This is a genomic window from Antarcticibacterium arcticum (assembly GCF_007993795.1).
GTDB classification, from domain to species: Bacteria; Bacteroidota; Bacteroidia; order Flavobacteriales; family Flavobacteriaceae; genus Gillisia; species Gillisia arctica.
Genome location: NZ_CP042476.1, coordinates 931,149 through 950,848 on the forward strand (window position 1 = coordinate 931,149; position 19,700 = coordinate 950,848).

Below are 19,700 nucleotides of genomic sequence, written 5' to 3' on the forward strand. Positions count from 1 at the left end.
TAATAGGGCTATTTTTTAATGATCCATTGATACCGGTAAGCCCATTTCCATTTGATCTCCTGCTCTCTCGCAGGAATTGCCGATGCGAAATTCTTTAGGTCTTTTCTTTTAAATCCCCGTAATACAGAGGTTAGCCCATCATCCCTCGCAATTTTATTTCTTATGAACACTTTGCAAAATGCCCTGAATAAAAAATAAGCCTGCCTGCTGCGGTGTAGGTCATTTATAACTACTCCAATTGCCGCCTGCCGGTAAAAATTGGTCATTATTTCCTTAATTTCAGCATCTTTGAAATGATGAAGGGTTAGCGTGCAAAGCACAATATCAAACTTACTTTTCCTGAATGCCTCGCTAAAAATATTCTGGGACCTGAATTCGATTTCCGGGTAATATTCTGAAAGTCTTTCAGCAATTTCAATGGCATGGGAATTGGCATCTATCCCGGTTAATTTCAATGGAAAGTTTCGTGTTCTCCCCCAGGTTGCAATCTCTCTTAAAATGGCACCGTTCCCGCAGCCTACATCTACAATATGAACAGGCTGAGTGTCCGGATGGTCTTTCAACAGTTTTTTTATACCCTGTATAGTGATCTTGTTTCCACCAAGCCATTTGTTTATGTTTTCAAGGTCATTTAAGGTTTTTTCCAGCTCCCTTCCCTGGAGGTCAAAATCATCCATGATCTCGGTGTCGCTGGTTCTTTTAGTAGTATCAATTTTTATCATAACACAGGGTTCCCGTGGGTTTTCTTAATGATATGGGGCAATAAATCGGGGAAAATATTCAGGGTGTGACGGGATATTTCCGCCAGGGACGAATGCATCAGCACTTTTTGTAACAATCTGCCGGTTTCTAACCTTCCGCTAAAAGCATCATCCCATTTATTTATATATTCCTTCTCCATGGCCTCCCGGTTAAAATTAGAAGGCTTGAAATGTTTTAAAATACTTTCAGCAGCCAGCTTTGCACTATGAATTGCCATTGCCATCCCGTTACCGCATAAGGGATGTATTAAGCCCGCGGCATCTCCCAGCATTATGATATGGTCTTGTATCCTTGATTTCTTTTCAAATGAAATTTGAGCAATGCTCAGGTCTTTTTCAAACAATGGGGTGGCTGTTTTAAAGAATTCATTTAAATGCGGATTCCCGGAAAGCACGTTGCTTTTATATGCTTTAGGATCCTTATGTTTTTTAAAACTTTTATAAGTGGCCAGGTAGCACACGTTTACCACTCCCGTTTCAGTTTTTGAAAGACCGCAATAGCCGCCATTAAAGTTATGAAGTGACACTATGTTTTCAGGATATTTTTCCATTTTATAATGTCCTTTAACTGCAAGCCAGCTTGTTTTTTTATCTATGAAATCCCTATCCAGTTTTTTATCAATTAAAGAGCGTTTTCCGTACGCTCCCAACACAATTTTAGCCGAAATTTTGGTTCCATCGGGGGTTGATACCTGAAATTTATTATCAATAAATTCGATATTATTTACTGTGCCGGTTATCACCTGCGCCCCTTTTTGGATTGCTTTCCTGTAAAGTATATCATCAAGCAGAAAGCGGCTTATTCCAATTCCGCCCTGGGGTAAGGTAGTTTTAATGGATTTTCCTGAAGGATTGCTGTATATAAGAGTTCCAATATTCATGGGATTATATGAATATAGATTTACTTCAAGGGATTCAAGGTAAGGGATAACTTCCCTTGAAAGGTACTCGCCACAAACCTTATGATGAGGATAGTTTTCTTTCTCAAATACACATACCTCAAGCCCGGTACCGGCCAGATGAATGGCAGCAGTTAAACCTGCCAACCCGCCCCCAACAATAGCAATATCAATTTCTTTCACCATTGTAATTTAAATAAAAAATCCCGGGTTTCAGGCCCGGGATCTTTCAATTTGTTTTAAAGGTTTTATTGATTTTTTGTAGCCTCTTCAGCTTCTTTTTGAAGCTTCTCATTAGCTACAATTGCCAGTTCCACCCTACGATTTTTTGCACGACCATCGGCGGTGCTGTTATCGTATTTTGGTTGAGATTCACCATACCATTTTGTATCAAATCTCCCTGCAGCCACTCCATTATTAACCAGGTAACTGGTTACGGCCTGGGCGCGGTTCTTTGAAAGGGTTAGGTTATAGCTATCGCTCCCTGCGCTATCTGTATGACCTTCAACCAGTATATTAGTATCGGGATATTCTTTAAAAATAGCGGCAAGTTTATTCAGGGTTTCTTGCGATCTGGCATTGATATTAAACTTTTCTGTATCAAAATAAACACCACTGGATTCATCAAAGGTCACATTAATACCTTCCCCTACACGTTCAACCTCGGCTCCCGGGATCTCCTGTTCTATCTCCTGGGCTTGTTTATCCATACGGTTACCAATGTATGCACCCGCTGCACCACCTACAACTCCGCCAATAATGGCTCCCAGTGCAGTGTTTCCATCTCCTGTATTGTTTCCAATAACTCCACCAATTACGGCACCACCGGTTGTTCCTATAACGGCACCTTTCTGTTTATTGCTGGCATTTCTGGTTGCATCACAGCCATAGAATAATGTGGATGCCACAAATACCATAGCCATAATCTTATTTACTCCTAATCTCATAATTGTTGTTTTTAAAGTTTAGTAAAATTCATTCGTATCATAAACGGTTTTCCTTCCAGCGTAACCGTTTGTTCCCAGGTCATAGAAGTTTCAGACAATTGTCTTAAGTTAATTCTAAAACCCTGGTTTCCTGTGGTAGATCTGTTTCTGTCATCTGTTGGTTTAAGAAGGAAATCAAACATCCCATCCGGAGTGTTTTGTTCATCTATAGACCAGTTAAAATATCGCTCTCCTGCATTGCTGCAAGCCGGGCCCTGTAAAGTATAGGTACCGGTATTATTATTGGAAACAAAACTCCAGGCACTTCCTTGGAAACAAGAGGCAGATGCTTCATTAAATAATGTAACATTAAAATCTCCCGGATTATTTGGATACGTAATGCTGTTTAACACCCAGTCTCCTTTAAAGGTTTTACGGGCTTCGATTGCTTGTTTAGTGGGACCACAAGAGGCAACCAAAAATGCTGCCATAATTACGAATAACAATTTTTTCATGATTTTATATTTTGGGTTTAAATAAAAAACCCGGCCCATACAATTTTAGGTACAGGCCGGATTTTACCGGTTTTTAGCGTCTGAATAATCTGCTTATTAATGAAATAACCAGCAATACTATAAAGATGTAAAAAATAATTTTAGCAATATCGGCAGATCCTTCTGCAATGCCACCAAATCCGAAGATGGCAGCAACTATTGCGATAATTAGAAAAATGACAATTAGACGTATCATAATGTTAGTTTTTGATTAGCTCGAACTAAATTAGGCTACGTTCCTGCCCCGAACAAAAGATTATTAATTATTTAACAAGGATTTTGTTAAGGATTCCTAAATATCGCAGAATGTTATTAAAGTTTTATTAATATGCTAAAAGAAGATCTAGTTTTTCACGAGCACGGGCTTTGGGTAAATATTGATTTTCCAAAGCTGAAGCGAACGGTATAGGCGTCTCAAGACTCCCGGACCTAACTACCGGTGCATCAAGAAATTCAAAACAATTTTCTGATATTAGGGCTGCAATATCTGAAGCTACACTGCCAAAAACAGAATCCTCTGTAATTATAATAACCTTCCCGGTCTTTTTAACCGACCCGTAAATGCTTTCCAGGTCAAGAGGTTGCAATGTCCTTAGATCCAAAAGATCTGCTTCCAGGTCCTTTTTTTCCTCCAGGATCTCCAGCGCCCAGTGGACTGCGGCTCCATATGAAATTATTGTTATGGCATCTCCTTTCTTTAAAAGGGCAGCTTTTCCGAAAGGTATGGTGTAATAGTCTACCGGTACATCCTGCCTGATATTTCTGTAAAGTGCTTTGTGTTCAAAGAAAAGCACGGGATTAGGATCATTGAAGGCGGTATTAAGTAAACCTTTTGCATCATAAGGGAATGCGGGATATATAACTTTTAGTCCCGGAGTCTTTGTAAACCAGGCCTCATTGGTCTGGCTGTGAAATGGTCCGGCTCCTACCCCTGCCCCGCAGGGCATTCTTACAACCACATCTGCCCCTTCATTCCAACGATAATGGGATTTGGCCAGGTAATTTACTATAGGGTTGAATCCCGAGCTCACAAAATCTGCAAACTGCATTTCTACCATTCCTTTCATTCCGTTTATAGACAATCCCATGGCAGCTCCTACCACACCCGATTCACAAATGGGGGTATTACGAACCCGATCTTTACCAAATTCTTCTACAAATCCTTCCGTTATTTTAAACACGCCCCCGTAATCTGCAATATCCTGCCCCATAAGGACAAGATTAGAATGGCGACGCATAGATTGTTTTAATCCCTGGGAAATAGCGTCGATAAAACGGATATTCTCAATATCTTCATTTTCTTCAAAATGCTGATATTCAAATGGTTTGTATACATCGCTTAGTTCCTTTGTTTCAGTAGAAGAAATTGGTTCTTCTTCAAAGGCCAGTTGCAGGTTATCATCAATTTCAGTTTTGATATCTGCATGATATTGATCATCAAGCTCTTCTGTAAGAATCCCTTCCGCAAGGAGATATTGTTTATAATTGGAGATAGGATCTTTCTCTGCCCAGGTATCCATTAGGTCTTTGGGAACATATTTAGTGCCACTGGCTTCCTCATGGCCCCGCATTCTAAAAGTGAGGAATTCCAAAAGTACAGGCCTCGGATTTTGGCGAACGCTTTTAGCAATTTCAGATAACTTTGTATATACTTCCAGGATATTATTACCATCTATTTGATGAGCTTCCATTCCGTAACCAATCCCCCTATCCAGAAGGTCTTTACACCGGTATTGTTCATTAGTTGGCGTTGAAAGCCCGTACCCGTTATTTTCAATACAAAAAAGAACAGGTAGGTCCCAAACAGAAGCAATATTAAGGGCTTCGTGAAAATCTCCTTCACTGGTTCCTCCTTCCCCTGTAAATACTGCCGTAAGTTTATTCTCTTTTTTAAGTTTATGAGCAAGGGCAATCCCATCTGCCACGCCAAGTTGTGGGCCCAAATGAGAGATCATTCCTATGATATTGAATTCCTGTGTACCAAAGTGAAAACTGCGATCCCTGCCCTTGGTAAAACCATTCGCTTTACCCTGCCATTGGGAGAACAAACGATATAATGGTATTTCGCGGGCAGTAAACACGCCAAGATTACGGTGCATTGGTAATATGTATTCATCTTTTTCCAAAACGCTGGTCACTCCAATCGAGATCGCCTCCTGGCCTATTCCGCTAAACCATTTGGATATTTTTCCCTGGCGTAGAAGAATTAGCATTTTTTCTTCTATTAAGCGAGGTTTTAACATGGCCCGGTACAAATCTAAAAGGGTTTTATCTTCAAGGTTTTTGCGGTTATAATCTAGTAGGGTTTTAATACCTGAATGCGGTTCCATAATTGAAATTTGTTACCCAAAAGTAATTAATTTTATAGCCATCTCATATAGGTAAAGAAAAATATAAACTCCGTTTATTTTATTTAACTTTGTGTGTTAACAAAGATAATAACCCATAATATGGCAATGAATAATATACCAAGTGTTGATCTGGCAGATTTTCTTAGCGATGACCCAAAGAGAAAACAAAAGTTTGTAGACCAGATAGGAAAAGCCTATGAAGAAATAGGTTTTGTGTCCCTGAAAAATCATTTTTTGAGCGACAATCTTGTAGAAGAACTTTATAAGGAAGTGAAGGCATTTTTTGAGCTTCCGGTAGAAGTAAAACAAAAATATGAAATAGAAGGCCTCGGGGGGCAGCGCGGGTATATTTCCTTTGGAAAAGAACACGCAAAGGGTAAAAAAGAAGGTGACTTAAAGGAATTCTGGCATTTTGGTCAGGAGCCTTCATCAGATGCCAATTTAACCGAAGAATATCCTGCAAATGTACAGGTAACAGAATTAAAGGATTTTAATCACACCGGGATGGAAGCCTACCGGATGCTTGAAAAAACTGGTATTTATGTTTTAAGGGCATTAGCTATATATATAGGACTGGATGAATTTTATTTTGATAAATGGGCCAGTAACGGTAACAGTATTTTACGGCCTATACACTATCCTCCTATTACAGAAGAACCTAAAGGAGCCGAGCGTGCCGGTGCTCATGGAGATATTAATTTAATTACCTTATTAATGGGAGCTTCTACAGGAGGTTTACAGGTTCTTAGAAAAGATGGGGAGTGGATTGACGCCATACCGCAGGAAGATGAACTTGTTATAAATGTAGGTGATATGCTGGAAAGGCTTACCAACAATAAATTGCGATCTACCATTCATAAAGTTGTAAATCCTCCAAAAGAAGAATGGGGAAATCCGCGGTATTCTATTCCATTCTTTATGCATCCCCGCAGTGAAATGCCTTTGAATTGCCTGGAGGAATGCATTGATGAGGAAAACCCAAAACATTATGAGGACATCACTGCCGGAGATTTTTTACACCAAAGACTTATTGAAATAGGACTTATTAAAAAATAAGCATGGCTAAAAAGAAACTAGGTTTGGAAGATCTGGGAGGATTTGTATTTTCTACCAATAATGACTTTGACCCTGGTAATGATGGAGACCAGGAGAGCACTCCACTTCCAAAAGATCAACAACTTGAAGCTCATTTTAGCGCTAAAGGAAGAGGTGGTAAAATTGCCACCGTTATAAAAGGGTTTGAGGGGAAGGAAGAGGATCTTATTTCCCTTGGGAAAAAGTTAAAAAAAAAATGTGGCGTAGGCGGTTCTGTTAAGGATGGAGAAATAATAATTCAGGGAGATGTTAGGGAAAAAGTAATGCAGCTTTTAAAAGATGAGGGTTACAGGGTAAAACGGGTGGGTGGATAATATACCACCCTTCACCTTAAAAATAAAATTATGCCGCAACAGTTACATATTATTAATGGGGATGGTATCGCCAAAAGTTTCCGGGAGCTTGAATTGCCCGGGGAAATTATTATTTGGCGAGAAATGCTTTGTGAAGGACCTACCACAGCTTCTCTGGATAATGAGGAATTTTACGGGTTACGTAAAAATTTCCTCAAGAGGACCTACGATATTTCCCCCGAATATTATGAAGACAAATTTATAACTGAATTAAACAAGTTAACCGCCGCCAATGGATATGATGAAATTGTGCTGTGGTTTGAGTTTGACCTGTTTTCTCATATTAATATGCTTGCAGTTATAAGCCATTTACAGGATAATGAAAAAACGGCTCCTGTTTACCTGGTGTGCAGTAAAAAACTACAGGACGAGAAGGAATTTTTCCCCCTTTCCCAACTTTCCCTTAAGCATCTTAAAAACCATTATGATCAACGCATTCCCCTGAACATTGATGATGTTGAAACCGCCGCATTGATGTGGCAGTTATACAATGGTGATAATCCGCAGAAATTAAAAGGTCTCATTACACGGGAAACCAATTTCGAGTACCTCTCCAGTTGTATTCGGGCTCATTTGGAACGCTTCCCCAATGTTGCTACGGGATTGAATTCTTTAGAAAAAAATGTGCTCAAACTAATACATAATAACACCATCACGAGCATCAATCATTTGGTGGGATATACTTTAGAATACCAGGGCTATTTTGGATTTGGGGATATGCAGATTACCCGGATGATCAATAATCTTTCTATATTCTACAAAGTGGAAAATGAGAGGGTTGTTTTAACCGAAGAAGGTGAGGAAGCATTAAACGGCACCAGAAATTTTTATCGTGAAATGAAGAATGATGAGTGTTTGGGAGGGGTAAAAAAGTATGATTTCTTATACGACTCAGATTCTCACAAAATTTTAAAATTATAATATGAATTTAAAAGCCTCAGAATTTATTCAGAATTCAGATGGTAGTATATATCATTTAAACCTCCTCCCCCAACATTTGGCAACAACGGTAATTACCGTAGGTGACCAGGACAGGGTTCAGGCCGTGACAAAATATTTTGACAAGGTGGAATTCAAGATCCAGAAAAGGGAGTTCCACACCCAAACCGGTACCTATAAGGGTAAAAGAATTTCGGTTGTTTCTACGGGCATTGGGACAGATAATATTGATATAGTTTATAATGAATTGGATGCTCTGGTAAATATCGATTTTGAGACCCGCACAGTAAAAGAAAATCTTACGTCCCTTGATATTATAAGAATTGGAACCTCTGGCGCTATTCAGCCGGAAATTCCCGTTGATTCCTTTCTTGTTTCGCTTGCCGGTATTGGATTTGACTCTATGTTGCATTTTTATGAGGTGGGAGATGTGATTGATAAAGGGTTTTCACAGGCCCTTGTAAAAGATCTTAATTACACTCCAAACAAAGGTGTTCCATATGTAGTTAACGGAGATACCCAACTTGCATCCTGGTTTAAGGACGGGTATCATAGTGGTGTTACCCTGACAAATTGTGGATTTTATGGGCCCCAGGGAAGGGTTTTAAGACTTCAATTACAGGACCCTGAACTTAATGACAAGATCGCGGCATTTAATTATAAAGGACAAAAGATCACCAATTTAGAAATGGAAACAGCGGGAATGTACGGTCTTTCAAAATTACTGGGGCATAGATCTATTTCTTTAAATGCTATTGTTGCCAACCGGGCTACAGGCGAATTCTCCCGCGATTCTAAAAAAACGGTAGACCATTTAATTAAGGCAACTCTCGATAATATCATCGCAAATTAAATTGGTTTATTTAACAGAATATTAATTTTCTTCCTCTGGCAAGTGAGTATTTTTGGTAAATAAAATACACTATGCTGGCAACCAATGAAACCCGTTTTAGACACCGTGACCTTAATTGGTTAAGTTTTAATGAGAGGGTTTTACAAGAAGCTGAGGACAAAAAAAATCCTTTATACGAAAGAATTAAATTTCTTGCCATTTTTTCATCAAACCTCGATGAATATTTTCGGGTAAGGATATCCCAGCTCAGGCAACTTAAAAGGGTTGAAAAAAGTATTCGGAAAAAACTAGCCCTCCGGCCCAATAAGATTACCAAAGAGATCCTGGAAAGTATCAAATTGCAGCAGGATAAATTCGGCGAGATCTATTATGAAGGGATCATTCCTGAACTTGCTCAAAATGGAATTCAGTTAATTGACTGTGAACATTTTTCAGCCAAGCAAAAAAAATATGCTGCAAATTATTACCGGGAAAATGTAAAGGAACTAGTGGAACCCAGAATTGCAGTTTTTGCTGAAAATGCAGACCTCTTCCTGGAAAATAATCAACTGTATTTTGCTGTTAGTTTTGAAGATGAAAGATATCTGGGTATCGTTAATATTCCCTCTGCAGCCATAGGCAGGTTTGTTCCATTTGAAAAAGAGGAGATCACCTTTTTGGATGAAATTATTAGAAACGAGATCCCTGATATGTTCCCTGGCAAAAAGATCACAGGGGTGTATGAAATTAAATTATCAAGAGATGCCGAGCTTTACATAGATGACGAATTTGACGGAATTCTGGCAGAAAAGATATATGCATCCCTGGCCCAGCGTACAGATGGCCAGCCCACCCGCCTGCTTTATGACGCGTCTATGCCGGCTGAGATCCAACATAAATTAAGGAAACTGTTGAAACTTGGAAAAATTGATATGATGCCGGGAGGGAGATATCACAATTTTAGTGATTTTTTTGCTTTCCCAGATCCTACCAATAACCCGAAACTTCATTCCCCTAATTTAAAACCCCTTACGCACAAAACGCTGGAAACCGCAACAGATTACTTCAAGGTAATTTCAAAGGAAGACCAGTCTGTACACTTTCCTTATATGTCCTTTGATTATGTAGAGCGGTTTCTTGAGCAGGCCGCAAAGGATCCTGCGGTGGAAAAAATAAAGATTTCCTTATACAGGGTGGCAGATGAGTCCCGGCTTACCAGCAGTTTGCTGCAGGCCCTGAGCAATGGTAAAAAGGTGACTGTTTTTGTAGAGGCCAAAGCCCGTTTTGATGAGGAGAACAATATCGTTTGGGGTAGAAAATTTGAGGAAAAAGGCGCCAAAGTGATCTACAGTTATCCAAAGATAAAGGTGCATTCCAAAATACTCCTGGTAGTACGGCGGGAAAATGACAAAACAAAGAACTATGCATATATAGGCACCGGGAATTTTAACAGCAAAACTGCCGGAATATATTGTGATCACGCAATATTCACTGCAAATAAAGATATTACCAAGGAACTGTCAAGGGTCTTTAAAGTACTCGAAGGCAAATTAATTGTTCCCCGGGAAAAGCATCTTTTTATTTCACCTTTTTCTACCCGTCGAAACTTTACTCACTTAATAATGACGGAAATTGAGAATGCTCTCGCAGGAAAAAAAGCCGCCATAACCGCAAAAATGAACAGCCTTGAAGATCCCGAGATGATAGAATGGCTATATAAGGCCAGTAACGCCGGGGTAAAGATCCGTTTACTGGTACGTGGGTTTACCTCACTGATTCCGGGGGTGAAAGGGATGAGTGAGAATATTTACATTACCAGTATTGTAGATCAATTTCTGGAACATGGAAGGATCTATGTTTTTGAAAATGGTGGAGATGAAAAGATATATTTTGGAAGTGCCGATTGGATGACCCGGAACCTGGACAGGAGAATAGAAGTAATTGCGCCAATTTATAATGAGGAGATAGCGCAGGAATTTAAAGATATCCTGAATATTCAATTGAATGATAATGTAAAGGCCAGGATACAGGATAAGGAAGAAACAAACACCTATGTTAAAAAATCGTCAAATGAAAAACCTTTAAGGTCCCAATTTGCAATATATGATTACCTTAAAGAAAAACATGAAGCATGACAACAATTCGAGTAGGTGGCGTTCCCGAGCATTTTAATTTACCATGGCATCTTTGTATTGAAGAAGGAGATTTTGAATATGAAAAGATAAATCTTGAGTGGATTGAATTTCCTGACGGTACGGGAGCGATGAATAAAGCATTGCGAAATGGGGAAATTGATGTTGCAATAATTCTTACAGAAGGTATCATAAAGGATATCACAGCCGGAAATCCAAGCAAGATTATCCAAACTTATATTGATTCCCCCTGGTTTGGGGAATCCATGTAGCCAGGAACTCTCCCTTCACAGAAATGGATCAGCTCTTAGGGACTAAAGCAGCTATAAGCCGGGAAGGTTCCGGCTCTCAACTAATGGCCTACGTAAATGCCCGGGAAATGGGATGGGACCCCGGGAACCTGGAATTTGAAATAGTTGGAAATATTGATGGCGCCGTGGAAGCCCTGCAACGGGATACCGCTCAATATTTTATGTGGGAATTGTTTACAACCAAACCATTAGTTGATAAAGGTGTTTTTAGAAGAATAGGGGAATGTCCTACCCCCTGGCCCTGTTTCCTGGTGGCGGCAAGAGAGGACTTTATAAAGGATCACGAACATGCCCTAGCAAAAATGCTGGGGGTTGTGAATGCTAAATCGGCCAGCTTTAAAGAAATCCCAGAAATTGAGCAGGTCCTGGCCCACAGGTATGGGCAGAAAAGAGAGGACATTGTGACCTGGCTGGACAGCACTTCCTGGAGTCAGCATCAATTTACAGATGAGGAGTTGCACCTGGTTCAGGAAACCTTAATGGAACTAAATCTTATACAATATAAGCTCCCCGCTTCCAATATAATTTATAATCTTGAAACACAGGAATAATATGATTTTCTTACATTTGAGCAAATTCAAAATGTATGATGATTAGAACTTTTCCCCCCGCATTCTTGTTATTATTTTTTATCTCCATTACTGCACAATCTCAAACCCAGGAGGAAACAATATTTAAACGGGATATTGCCAAAAATGAATTGAGTATTGGCGCTTTTAATCTTGTAGCTTTTGGAGCTCTTGATATAGCATATGAAAGAATTCTTACCCCAAATACGAGTTGGGCAATTGAAGGTTTTATTTTGGCACTAAACCGGGATAATGAGGATATATCTGAAGCATATTCCAAGGATTTTTCTCTTACCGGAAAATATAAATATTTCTTTGGCGAACGCACTGCCTGGGGATTTTACGTGAACGGTCTTGCCATGATCTCCTCTGGGGAATATGAAGATTGGAACCAGGACGTACAAATGAGAGATGGGTCTTTTGGCTATGTAAAAGAAAATTATACAGATCTAGCACTGGGTTTTGGCCTGGGTGGAAAGTTTGTATCCCAGCAGGGTTTCTTTGTTGATCTTGGCACTGGCATAGGCCGAAATCTTTTAAGTAATGATTCTCCCACTATCGTAGGGCAATTCAATGTAAATCTGGGATTCAGGTTTTAATTACCAGTCTATAGGCTCCATTCCATTTTCTATAAGATATTCATTGGTCTTACTAAAATGTTTATTTCCAAACCAATGTCCCCTTATAGCACTTAAAGGAGATGGGTGCCCCGCTGTTAAAACCAAATGTTTGGAGGAGTCAATTTTGGCTCCTTTCTTTTTTGCATAGCCTCCCCATAAAAGAAATACCACATTTTCCTTATTTTCAGAAATAAGTTCAATAACACGATTGGTGAATGTTTCCCAACCTTTCTTTTGATGGGATCCTGCACTATTAGCCCTAACCGTGAGCACCGCATTTAATAACAGCACTCCCTGGTTGGCCCAATGTTCCAGATTTCCCTGTGGCTTAAAGGGTTTGTCCAAATCGCTTTCCAGCTCTTTATAAATATTTATAAGAGACGGCGGAACCTTTACTCCTTCTTTTACTGAAAAACAAAGTCCGTGGGCCTGATTTGGACCATGATAAGGGTCCTGACCTATAATAACCACTTTCACCCTATCCAGAGTTGCCCTGTTGAATGCTTCAAAGATCACATCACTTTCCGGAAAACAGGTATTTTGAGAATATTCGGCAGAAATAAATTCTGTAAGTTCCCTGAAATAAGGTTTTTGCATTTCAGGTTCTAAAATATTTTTCCAGGAAGGATGGATATTGAGCTTCATTATTATTTAAGTAAATTTGCAGGACCTAAAATTAGGGAAAATTTACTATGATAAAAATTGCCGCTAAAACCCTTATAGATCTTGAATTTCCTACGGTTTGTAAACAAATAAGTGAATTTTGTATAACGCCTATGGGAATCGAGAAAGCGCTTGCTATAACTCCATACCCCACCGGTAAAAAAACGCTGTTTGGTTTACACCAAACAAATGAATATGTAGATTCCTATCAACAGGACAGCCGAATTCCAAACCATGGGTTTGATAGTATTCATCACGAAATAAAAATGCTGGGTATAGAAGATGCGATCCTGGATACTTCAGGGTTTCATAAGATAGCGGGTCTATCTGAGACTGTAAATACCCAGATCAAGTTCTTCAATAAAAATCAGGAATTATATCCCAGTCTTTTTGAAACAACTTCAGAAGTAGAATATACAAAAGAGATCGTTGAGAAAACCGGTGAGATCATAAACCGCTTTGGTGAGGTTAAGGATGAAGCCTCTCCTACCCTTCTAAATACCCGGCGGGCGATGAATGTGGTGAAAGGTAAAATAAATTCCAGTTTCAATACCGCTCTTTCCAGGTATAATGAGTACGGTTATCTGGATGAGATACGGGAAAGCGTTGTAGAAAATATTAGGGTATTGGCTGTAAAGGCCATGTATCGCAAAAAAGTAAAAGGCGGGATACTCGGGAACTCCAAAACAGGAAGTATTGTTTACATTCAGCCGGAAGCTACCATGATGCATACCCGGGAGCTGAATAATTTACAGTACGAGGAACAGGAAGAAATAAAACGCATTCTAAGAACGCTCACCAATTTTATGCGTCCTTACCGCGATTTACTTAAAGACTACCAGGAATTATTAAGCGATATAGATGTAATTGCAGCAAAAGCGAAATATGCCCGCGAGATAAAAGGTCTTTTGCCTAAGATCACAAAAGAGCGGGAACTCTATTTAAAAGAGGCATTTCATCCAATTTTATTAAGGGCTAATAATAAAGCTAAAGAGAAGACATTTCCTCAAAGCATTGAATTAAAAAAAGATAACCGCATTATTGTGATTTCGGGACCGAATGCGGGAGGTAAAAGTATTACCCTTAAAACCGTAGGTTTATTGCAGGTAATGCTTCAAAGCGGAATATTGATCCCCGTTCATGAATACAGCAGAATGTGTTTTTTCACCCGCATACTTACAGATATTGGGGATAACCAGTCTATAGAGAATCATTTAAGCACTTATAGTTACAGGCTTAAGAATATGAACTACTTTCTTAAGAAGTGTGATGACAAAACCTTATTTCTTATTGATGAATTTGGAACCGGGAGCGATCCCGAACTCGGGGGTGCATTGGCAGAAACTTTCCTGGAGGTTTTCTATGAGCGCGAATCCTTTGGAATCCTCACAACCCATTATACAAATTTAAAAATGCTGGCCAATGAACTGCCGTTCATGACCAATGCCAATATGATGTTTGATTCCAGAACCCTGGAGCCACTGTTCAAACTTCAATTGGGAGAAGCAGGAAGTTCTTTCACTTTTGAAGTCGCCCAAAAGAATGGGATCCCCTTCAGCCTTATTAACCGGTCTAAAAAGAAGGTTGAACGCGGAAAAATACGTTTTGACAAGAGTATTGCCGATTTACAGAAGGAACGCAGTAAACTTCAAAAAACCACCGATTCTTTAAAATCGAAAGAATTGCTCACGGCCAAACAAAAGGATAAACTCGAGGAGACCAATACAAAGATCCAGCAAAAACTGGAGAGCTATCAGGAGCTTTATGATGCCAATCAACGCTTGATCTACCTGGGACAAAAGATCAATGATCTTAGTGAAAAATACTTCAGTAATAAAAAGAAGAAAGACCTTATTGGTGAGTTTCTTAAGATCGTGGAAATAGAAAATTCCAAAAGAAAAAAAGAAACTCCAAAGGAACTAAAGGTAAAAAAGGTCAAAGAGAAAAAGATCCTCCAGGAAGCTGAAGCCAAAGTCCAGGTAATACGCGAGCGCAAAAAAGAAGAAAAGAAAAAAATTGCTGTAAAGGAACAGCACGAAGCTAATAAGCCCAAAGCCATTTTAAAGATTGGGGACAGGGTACGCCTTGAAAATGGTAAATCTATTGGTACAATAGATACTATTGAAAAAGGGAAAGCTGTGGTCAACTATGGCATGTTCACCACCAGTGTGTCTATGGATCAACTGGAGCTGGTGCAGGCGATGAAAAAGAAATAATTAAAAATTGAATATGCCAACTTATGAATAGTTCCCTTCCTGAAAATAAAAAGATCATCCTTTTCGACGGGGTTTGTAATCTTTGCAACAATTCTGTTCAATTTATTATAGAAAGGGATAAGGAGGATGTTTTCAGGTTTGCCTCGCTGCAAAGCGAAACAGGCAAACAACTCACTGCTGAAAGAGGAATTGATCCTGAAGCGATGGATTCTATTATTCTTATTGAACCGGGGGTAGCCTATTATGAAAAATCTACCGCGGCACTGGAGATCTCCAGACATCTTTCGGGAGGGTATTCCAATTTAAAATATTTCTCCATTCTGCCGGAGGGTTTTCGCAATGTGGTTTATGACCTTATTGCCAGAAACCGCTACAAATGGTTTGGAAAAAAGGATGAATGTATGATCCCAACCCCGGAACTGAAATCCAGGTTTTTGGAATAAAAACAGCCTTTGGTTATTTCCTATTCGCGATGATTGGTAGTAACTGCTTCCTCTTCTTTCGGCGGATAATTATCATCCCATTCCAGAACATTGGGAGGGCCTAATTTATCTACAGATTTTGCAACCAGCATGGAAACTGCGGCGTCACCCGTGATATTCACCATGGTCCTGCACATATCCAATGGCCTGTCTACAGCAAATATAAGTGCCAATCCTGCTTCAGGAATACCAGCCTGTGCAAGTACAATTACCAACATTACCATTCCTGCGCCCGGCACCGCAGCAGAACCTATAGATGCCAGGGTTGCAGTTGCAATTATTCCCAGCTGGACTCCAAAAGAAAGGTCCATACCAAAGGCCTGGGCAATAAATACTGCTGCCACCGCCTGGTAAAGACTGGTCCCATCCATATTTATGGTAGCACCTATTGGAAGTACAAAACTTGCTACCTCCTTATGCACACCCATGTGTTCCTCTACTCTTTCCATAGTAACCGGTAAGGTTGCTGCACTGGAACTGGTTGAAAATCCAAGTAGCTGTGCCGGGGCAATTCCATTTATAAAAAAGGCCGGGGTATTCTTGGTAAAGATCCAAACAATAAGAACATAAAAAAGGATCATTAATGCCAGTCCAATTATAACTGTGAGCCCGTACATGGCCAGAGCTGCAAATAGATCTGTACTGGGAGATTCCACAACCAGCGCTGCAAGTAAGGCAAAAACACCGTAAGGAGCAGTTAACATGATAAGGTCTATGAGCTTCAGGATCACATCATTAAATCCGTCAAAAAAATCTTTAACAGGCTTCGCATTCTTTTCCGGTATCAGGATCAATCCCAGGCCAAAGAAAATGGCAAAAAAGATAACCTGCAACATGTTACCATTGTCACTTGCAGCGGCAAAAATGTTACTGGGAACAATATCTTCCAATGCCTGCAAGGGGCCCGATTCTTTTTGTCTTTGGGCATCCTGTATTCTTGTATTGGCATCGCCGGCATAACTAGTTAAAAGATCGTTTCTGGTCTCTTCTGAAATGGCATTACCCGGTTGTACTAAATTTACCAGTGTAAGCCCAATTGATACCGCGATAACTGTGGTTATAATATAGGTTACAATGGTGCGGGTCCCCATTTTAGAAAGTTTGGAGATATCTTTTAGATCTGAAATACCTTTGACCAGGGAAGCAAGAATAAGTGGCACCGCGATCAATTTAAGGGCATTTATAAAGATGTTCCCAAAAGGTTTGATCCAGTCACTAATAAAACCGGGGCCCCAGTTAAAATTGCTTAAGAGTAAAGCGAAGATCACCCCCGCGGCCATACCCAGTAATATCTGCCAGTGCAGTGCTAATTTTTTCATTTTATTGATATTTCAGCTTTAAATTTTTGATGTTTTATTTTGTAAAAAAAAGTCGGCAAGTACCAAAGCAGCCATTGCCTCAACAATTGGGACTGCGCGTGGCACTACGCAGGGATCGTGTCTTCCTTTTCCCTGCATCTCTACTTCCTCGCCTTTGGAATTTATAGTTTGTTGTTTTTGCATGATGGTGGCCACGGGTTTAAACGCCACTTTAAAATATATATCCATACCATTGGAGATGCCACCCTGTATCCCTCCGCTTAAATTGGTTACCGTAGAGCCATCGGGATTAAACAGGTCATTATGTTCGCTCCCTTTCATTTGGGTGCCTTTAAACCCACTTCCAAACTCAAATCCTTTTACCGCGTTTATAGAAAGCATAGCTTTACCCAATTCGGCATGCAGTTTATTAAAAACCGGCTCTCCAAGCCCTTTTGGTACGTTTTTAATCACACATTGCACAGTGCCTCCAATAGTGTCCCCTTGAGAGCGTATCTCCCGAATCAAAGCTTCCATTTTTTCGGCGGAAACCGGGTCCGGGCATCGCACCGGGTTTGATTCTATTAAACTGAGATCCAGATCTTTTTCATCGTCAATATATATATCTCCTACTGAAGAGGTAAAGGTGGAAAATCCTATTTCAGGAATAACCTGTTTTGCTATCGCACCTCCTACCACCCTGCAGGCCGTTTCGCGGGCAGATGAGCGCCCCCCGCCCCGATAATCGCGCACACCGTATTTTTCATCATAGGTATAATCTGCATGGGAAGGCCTGTATGAATCCTGTATATGTGAGTAATCTCCGGATTTTTGATTGGAGTTTTTGATAATAAAACCAATAGGGGTACCGGTAGACCTGCCTTCAAAAATTCCTGAAAGAAATTCCACCGTATCGGTCTCTTTTCTCTGAGTTACAATGGCCGACTGGCCGGGACGGCGTTTATCGAGTTCCTCCTGGACTTTTTCAAGATCCAGCATGATTCCCGCAGGGCAACCATCTATAATCCCGCCTATGGCCGTGCCATGAGATTCTCCAAAAGTGGTGAGTTTAAAAATAGTTCCGAAGGAATTTCCGGCCATAAAGTTGATTTTGAACAAATGTAATTTTTTAACTACATATTATAAAATGTAATTAAGGATAATATGGAATCCTGTTCCGCAGCGGGAAAATATAAAATTAAATCAACCTATGTGGCAGGCTGGGAAGAATTGTTTTAATTCCTGCCGGTTATTAATTTTTTTCAACGTGGTTTTTAAAATTATCGAGTATAGACTGCCAGCCCTGCTGCTGCTGTTCATGCGGGAAGGTATTTTCAGCTTCAAATGTTTCAATAATCCGTGTGGAATTTTCATTGGGGATAAACAGTATCTCCACCTTCCTTTCATCATCCATAGAATAAGCAATTTTCTTATGTTTCTCCACCTGGGTGTAAACCCCGTCCATATCAAATCCCACACTTTTATCTTTGGCTTCCATGCGGTAGGAAAATTTCCCTTTGTTTTTTACATCATTAGTAGCCCTGGGACAATGCCAGTCCGGGGAGGCAGAATTCCATTTGGTAACATGTTCCGGGTCTGTCCAGTATTTCCATACTTTTTCAATGGGGGCATTCACTTTGGTTTCAACCGTTATTTTATGTGGCTCCATAATTTTAAATTTTAGAGGTTTGCCAGGGTAAAGGAATTAACTTTTGCCTGCAGCCTTGTTTAATTTTTCCAGATCAAACTTCCTTATTTGAAGGACAGCATCCATTATGCGGTTTGCCTTATCTTTATCGGGATCATTTAAAATTTCATTCATTCCTGCGGGAGCAACCTGCCAGGAAACACCAAATTTATCTTTAAGCCAACCGCATTGTTGAGCAGCTGGGTCACCTCCTGCTGTTAACTCATTCCAGTAATAATCTATTTCTTTTTGATCTTTACAGTTCACCATAAATGAGATTGCCTCGCTAAAAGGAAAATCATTCTCCATCCCGCTATCCATTGCCATAAAAGTCTGATCTTCCAGGCTAAACTGGGCATGCATTATATGGCCATTTGCAAAAGGGTTTTCCTTGCCATAAGTAAGCATTCCCTGTATATAGGAATTATGAAAGACTGAAGTATAAAAAGCAATTGCCTCTGCTGCCTTTCCCTGATTCTTCCCGGTAAAAAATATCATTGGTACCACCGTTTCCGGGGAGCTGCGTTCTTTTTCGAGCATCACCTGCCAGTTAACCCCAAAACGATCCTGTAACCAGCCGTATTTCGGGCTCCAGTCATAAGTATCAAGTGGCATCATTTCACTGCCACCTTCTAAAAGCCTTCCCCACACTTCTTCCAATTTTTTTTCATCTTCATACAACAGGAAAAAAGAAATAGAAGAATTAAACTTGAAATCGGGCCCACCGTTTAAAGCTACCATTCTGTAATTTTCTATGGAAAAATCAACAGTCATAATAGAGTCCGTTTCTTGTTTATGGATCTCTTTACCTGCCCCCGGAAACCTGGTAATTGAATTTATTTTTGCATTCTTAAATACCGTGGTATAAAAATCTACCGCCTCCTTTGCATTGGTATCAAACCATAAAAAAGGAAGGATTTTTTGTGCCGTATTATCCATGGTCGAAGCTTTAAATTAGACGTATTATTAATTTATACCTGCAGGATGAATGTAAGCTAAAGTGCTGATCCTA

Annotated in this window: 19 protein-coding genes and 1 pseudogene; 9 read left to right on the top strand and 11 right to left on the bottom strand. The window is 39.9% G+C overall.

Going from position 1 to position 19,700, the window contains the following annotated elements; genetic code table 11:
• Positions 1 to 8 precede the first annotated feature (8 nt).
• The 6 genes from FK178_RS04100 to FK178_RS04125 form a co-directional block, all read right to left on the bottom strand.
• A complete protein-coding gene (locus FK178_RS04100) occupies positions 9 to 722 on the bottom strand; it encodes a methyltransferase domain-containing protein (RefSeq protein WP_146831270.1) in 714 nt (237 codons plus the stop codon).
• Positions 719 to 1,846 carry an NAD(P)/FAD-dependent oxidoreductase gene (locus tag FK178_RS04105; RefSeq protein ID WP_168194555.1) on the bottom strand — a complete coding sequence of 376 codons (1,128 nt, stop codon included), beginning with the start codon at positions 1,844 to 1,846 and terminating at the stop codon, positions 719 to 721. Before FK178_RS04105 ends, FK178_RS04100 begins: the two co-directional genes overlap by 4 nt.
• 62 nt (positions 1,847 to 1,908) lie before the next feature.
• Complete coding sequence (locus FK178_RS04110; protein ID WP_146831271.1) at positions 1,909 to 2,607, bottom strand: OmpA family protein; 699 nt, start codon at positions 2,605 to 2,607, stop codon at positions 1,909 to 1,911.
• 11 nt (positions 2,608 to 2,618) lie between these two features.
• Positions 2,619 to 3,101, bottom strand: a complete 483-nt coding sequence (locus FK178_RS04115; RefSeq protein WP_146831273.1) for a lipocalin-like domain-containing protein — start codon at positions 3,099 to 3,101, stop codon at positions 2,619 to 2,621.
• A 73-nt stretch (positions 3,102 to 3,174) separates the two neighbouring features.
• A complete protein-coding gene (locus tag FK178_RS04120) occupies positions 3,175 to 3,336 on the bottom strand; it encodes a DUF1328 domain-containing protein (protein ID WP_146831275.1) in 162 nt (53 codons plus the stop codon).
• Between the two features lie 127 nt (positions 3,337 to 3,463).
• Entirely contained in the window at positions 3,464 to 5,470 is a 2,007-nt protein-coding gene (locus FK178_RS04125) for an alpha-ketoacid dehydrogenase subunit alpha/beta (RefSeq protein ID WP_146831277.1), read from the bottom strand.
• 126 nt (positions 5,471 to 5,596) lie between these two features.
• On the opposite strand from FK178_RS04125, the gene FK178_RS04130 reads away from it, so the two are divergent.
• The 7 genes and pseudogenes from FK178_RS04130 (at position 5,597) to FK178_RS04160 (ending at position 12,321) form a co-directional block, all read left to right on the top strand.
• Positions 5,597 to 6,547, top strand: a complete 951-nt coding sequence (locus FK178_RS04130) for an isopenicillin N synthase family dioxygenase (protein ID WP_146831279.1) — start codon at positions 5,597 to 5,599, stop codon at positions 6,545 to 6,547.
• Between the two features lie 2 nt (positions 6,548 to 6,549).
• A complete protein-coding gene (locus FK178_RS04135; protein ID WP_146831281.1) occupies positions 6,550 to 6,900 on the top strand; it encodes a translation initiation factor in 351 nt (116 codons plus the stop codon).
• 30 nt (positions 6,901 to 6,930) lie between these two features.
• Entirely contained in the window at positions 6,931 to 7,860 is a 930-nt protein-coding gene (locus FK178_RS04140; protein WP_146831283.1) for a DUF1835 domain-containing protein, read from the top strand.
• A gap of 1 nt (position 7,861) precedes the next feature.
• The gene (locus FK178_RS04145) at positions 7,862 to 8,731 is read left to right on the top strand and encodes a nucleoside phosphorylase (RefSeq protein WP_146831285.1); all 870 of its coding nucleotides are present in this window, start codon (positions 7,862 to 7,864) and stop codon (positions 8,729 to 8,731) included.
• A gap of 71 nt (positions 8,732 to 8,802) precedes the next feature.
• A complete protein-coding gene (gene ppk1, locus FK178_RS04150) occupies positions 8,803 to 10,845 on the top strand; it encodes a polyphosphate kinase 1 (protein ID WP_146831287.1) in 2,043 nt (680 codons plus the stop codon).
• Positions 10,842 to 11,704: pseudogene (locus FK178_RS04155) on the top strand (substrate-binding domain-containing protein). Before ppk1 ends, FK178_RS04155 begins: the two are co-directional and overlap by 4 nt.
• 35 nt (positions 11,705 to 11,739) lie before the next feature.
• Positions 11,740 to 12,321, top strand: coding sequence for a hypothetical protein (locus FK178_RS04160; protein WP_146831289.1), 582 nt, complete (start codon positions 11,740 to 11,742; stop codon positions 12,319 to 12,321).
• On the opposite strand, the gene ung is transcribed toward FK178_RS04160, so the two are convergent.
• Positions 12,322 to 12,987, bottom strand: coding sequence for a uracil-DNA glycosylase (gene ung / locus FK178_RS04165; RefSeq protein WP_146831291.1), 666 nt, complete (start codon positions 12,985 to 12,987; stop codon positions 12,322 to 12,324). It abuts the gene before it with no gap.
• Positions 12,988 to 13,034: 47 nt separating this feature from the next.
• Between ung and FK178_RS04170 the strand changes: the two genes are divergently transcribed.
• Positions 13,035 to 15,221, top strand: a complete 2,187-nt coding sequence (locus FK178_RS04170; RefSeq protein WP_146831293.1) for an endonuclease MutS2 — start codon at positions 13,035 to 13,037, stop codon at positions 15,219 to 15,221.
• 23 nt (positions 15,222 to 15,244) lie between these two features.
• A complete protein-coding gene (locus tag FK178_RS04175) occupies positions 15,245 to 15,664 on the top strand; it encodes a thiol-disulfide oxidoreductase DCC family protein (RefSeq protein WP_146831295.1) in 420 nt (139 codons plus the stop codon).
• A 20-nt stretch (positions 15,665 to 15,684) separates the two neighbouring features.
• On the opposite strand, the gene FK178_RS04180 is transcribed toward FK178_RS04175, so the two are convergent.
• From FK178_RS04180 to FK178_RS04195, 4 genes are all read right to left on the bottom strand, one after another.
• Complete coding sequence (locus FK178_RS04180) at positions 15,685 to 17,022, bottom strand: dicarboxylate/amino acid:cation symporter (RefSeq protein WP_146831297.1); 1,338 nt, start codon at positions 17,020 to 17,022, stop codon at positions 15,685 to 15,687.
• Between the two features lie 18 nt (positions 17,023 to 17,040).
• Positions 17,041 to 18,102, bottom strand: coding sequence for a chorismate synthase (gene aroC / locus FK178_RS04185; protein ID WP_146837457.1), 1,062 nt, complete (start codon positions 18,100 to 18,102; stop codon positions 17,041 to 17,043).
• A 151-nt stretch (positions 18,103 to 18,253) separates the two neighbouring features.
• The gene (locus FK178_RS04190) at positions 18,254 to 18,670 is read right to left on the bottom strand and encodes an SRPBCC family protein (RefSeq protein ID WP_146831299.1); all 417 of its coding nucleotides are present in this window, start codon (positions 18,668 to 18,670) and stop codon (positions 18,254 to 18,256) included.
• A gap of 36 nt (positions 18,671 to 18,706) precedes the next feature.
• Entirely contained in the window at positions 18,707 to 19,627 is a 921-nt protein-coding gene (locus tag FK178_RS04195) for a VOC family protein (RefSeq protein WP_146831301.1), read from the bottom strand.
• Positions 19,628 to 19,700 lie beyond the last annotated feature (73 nt).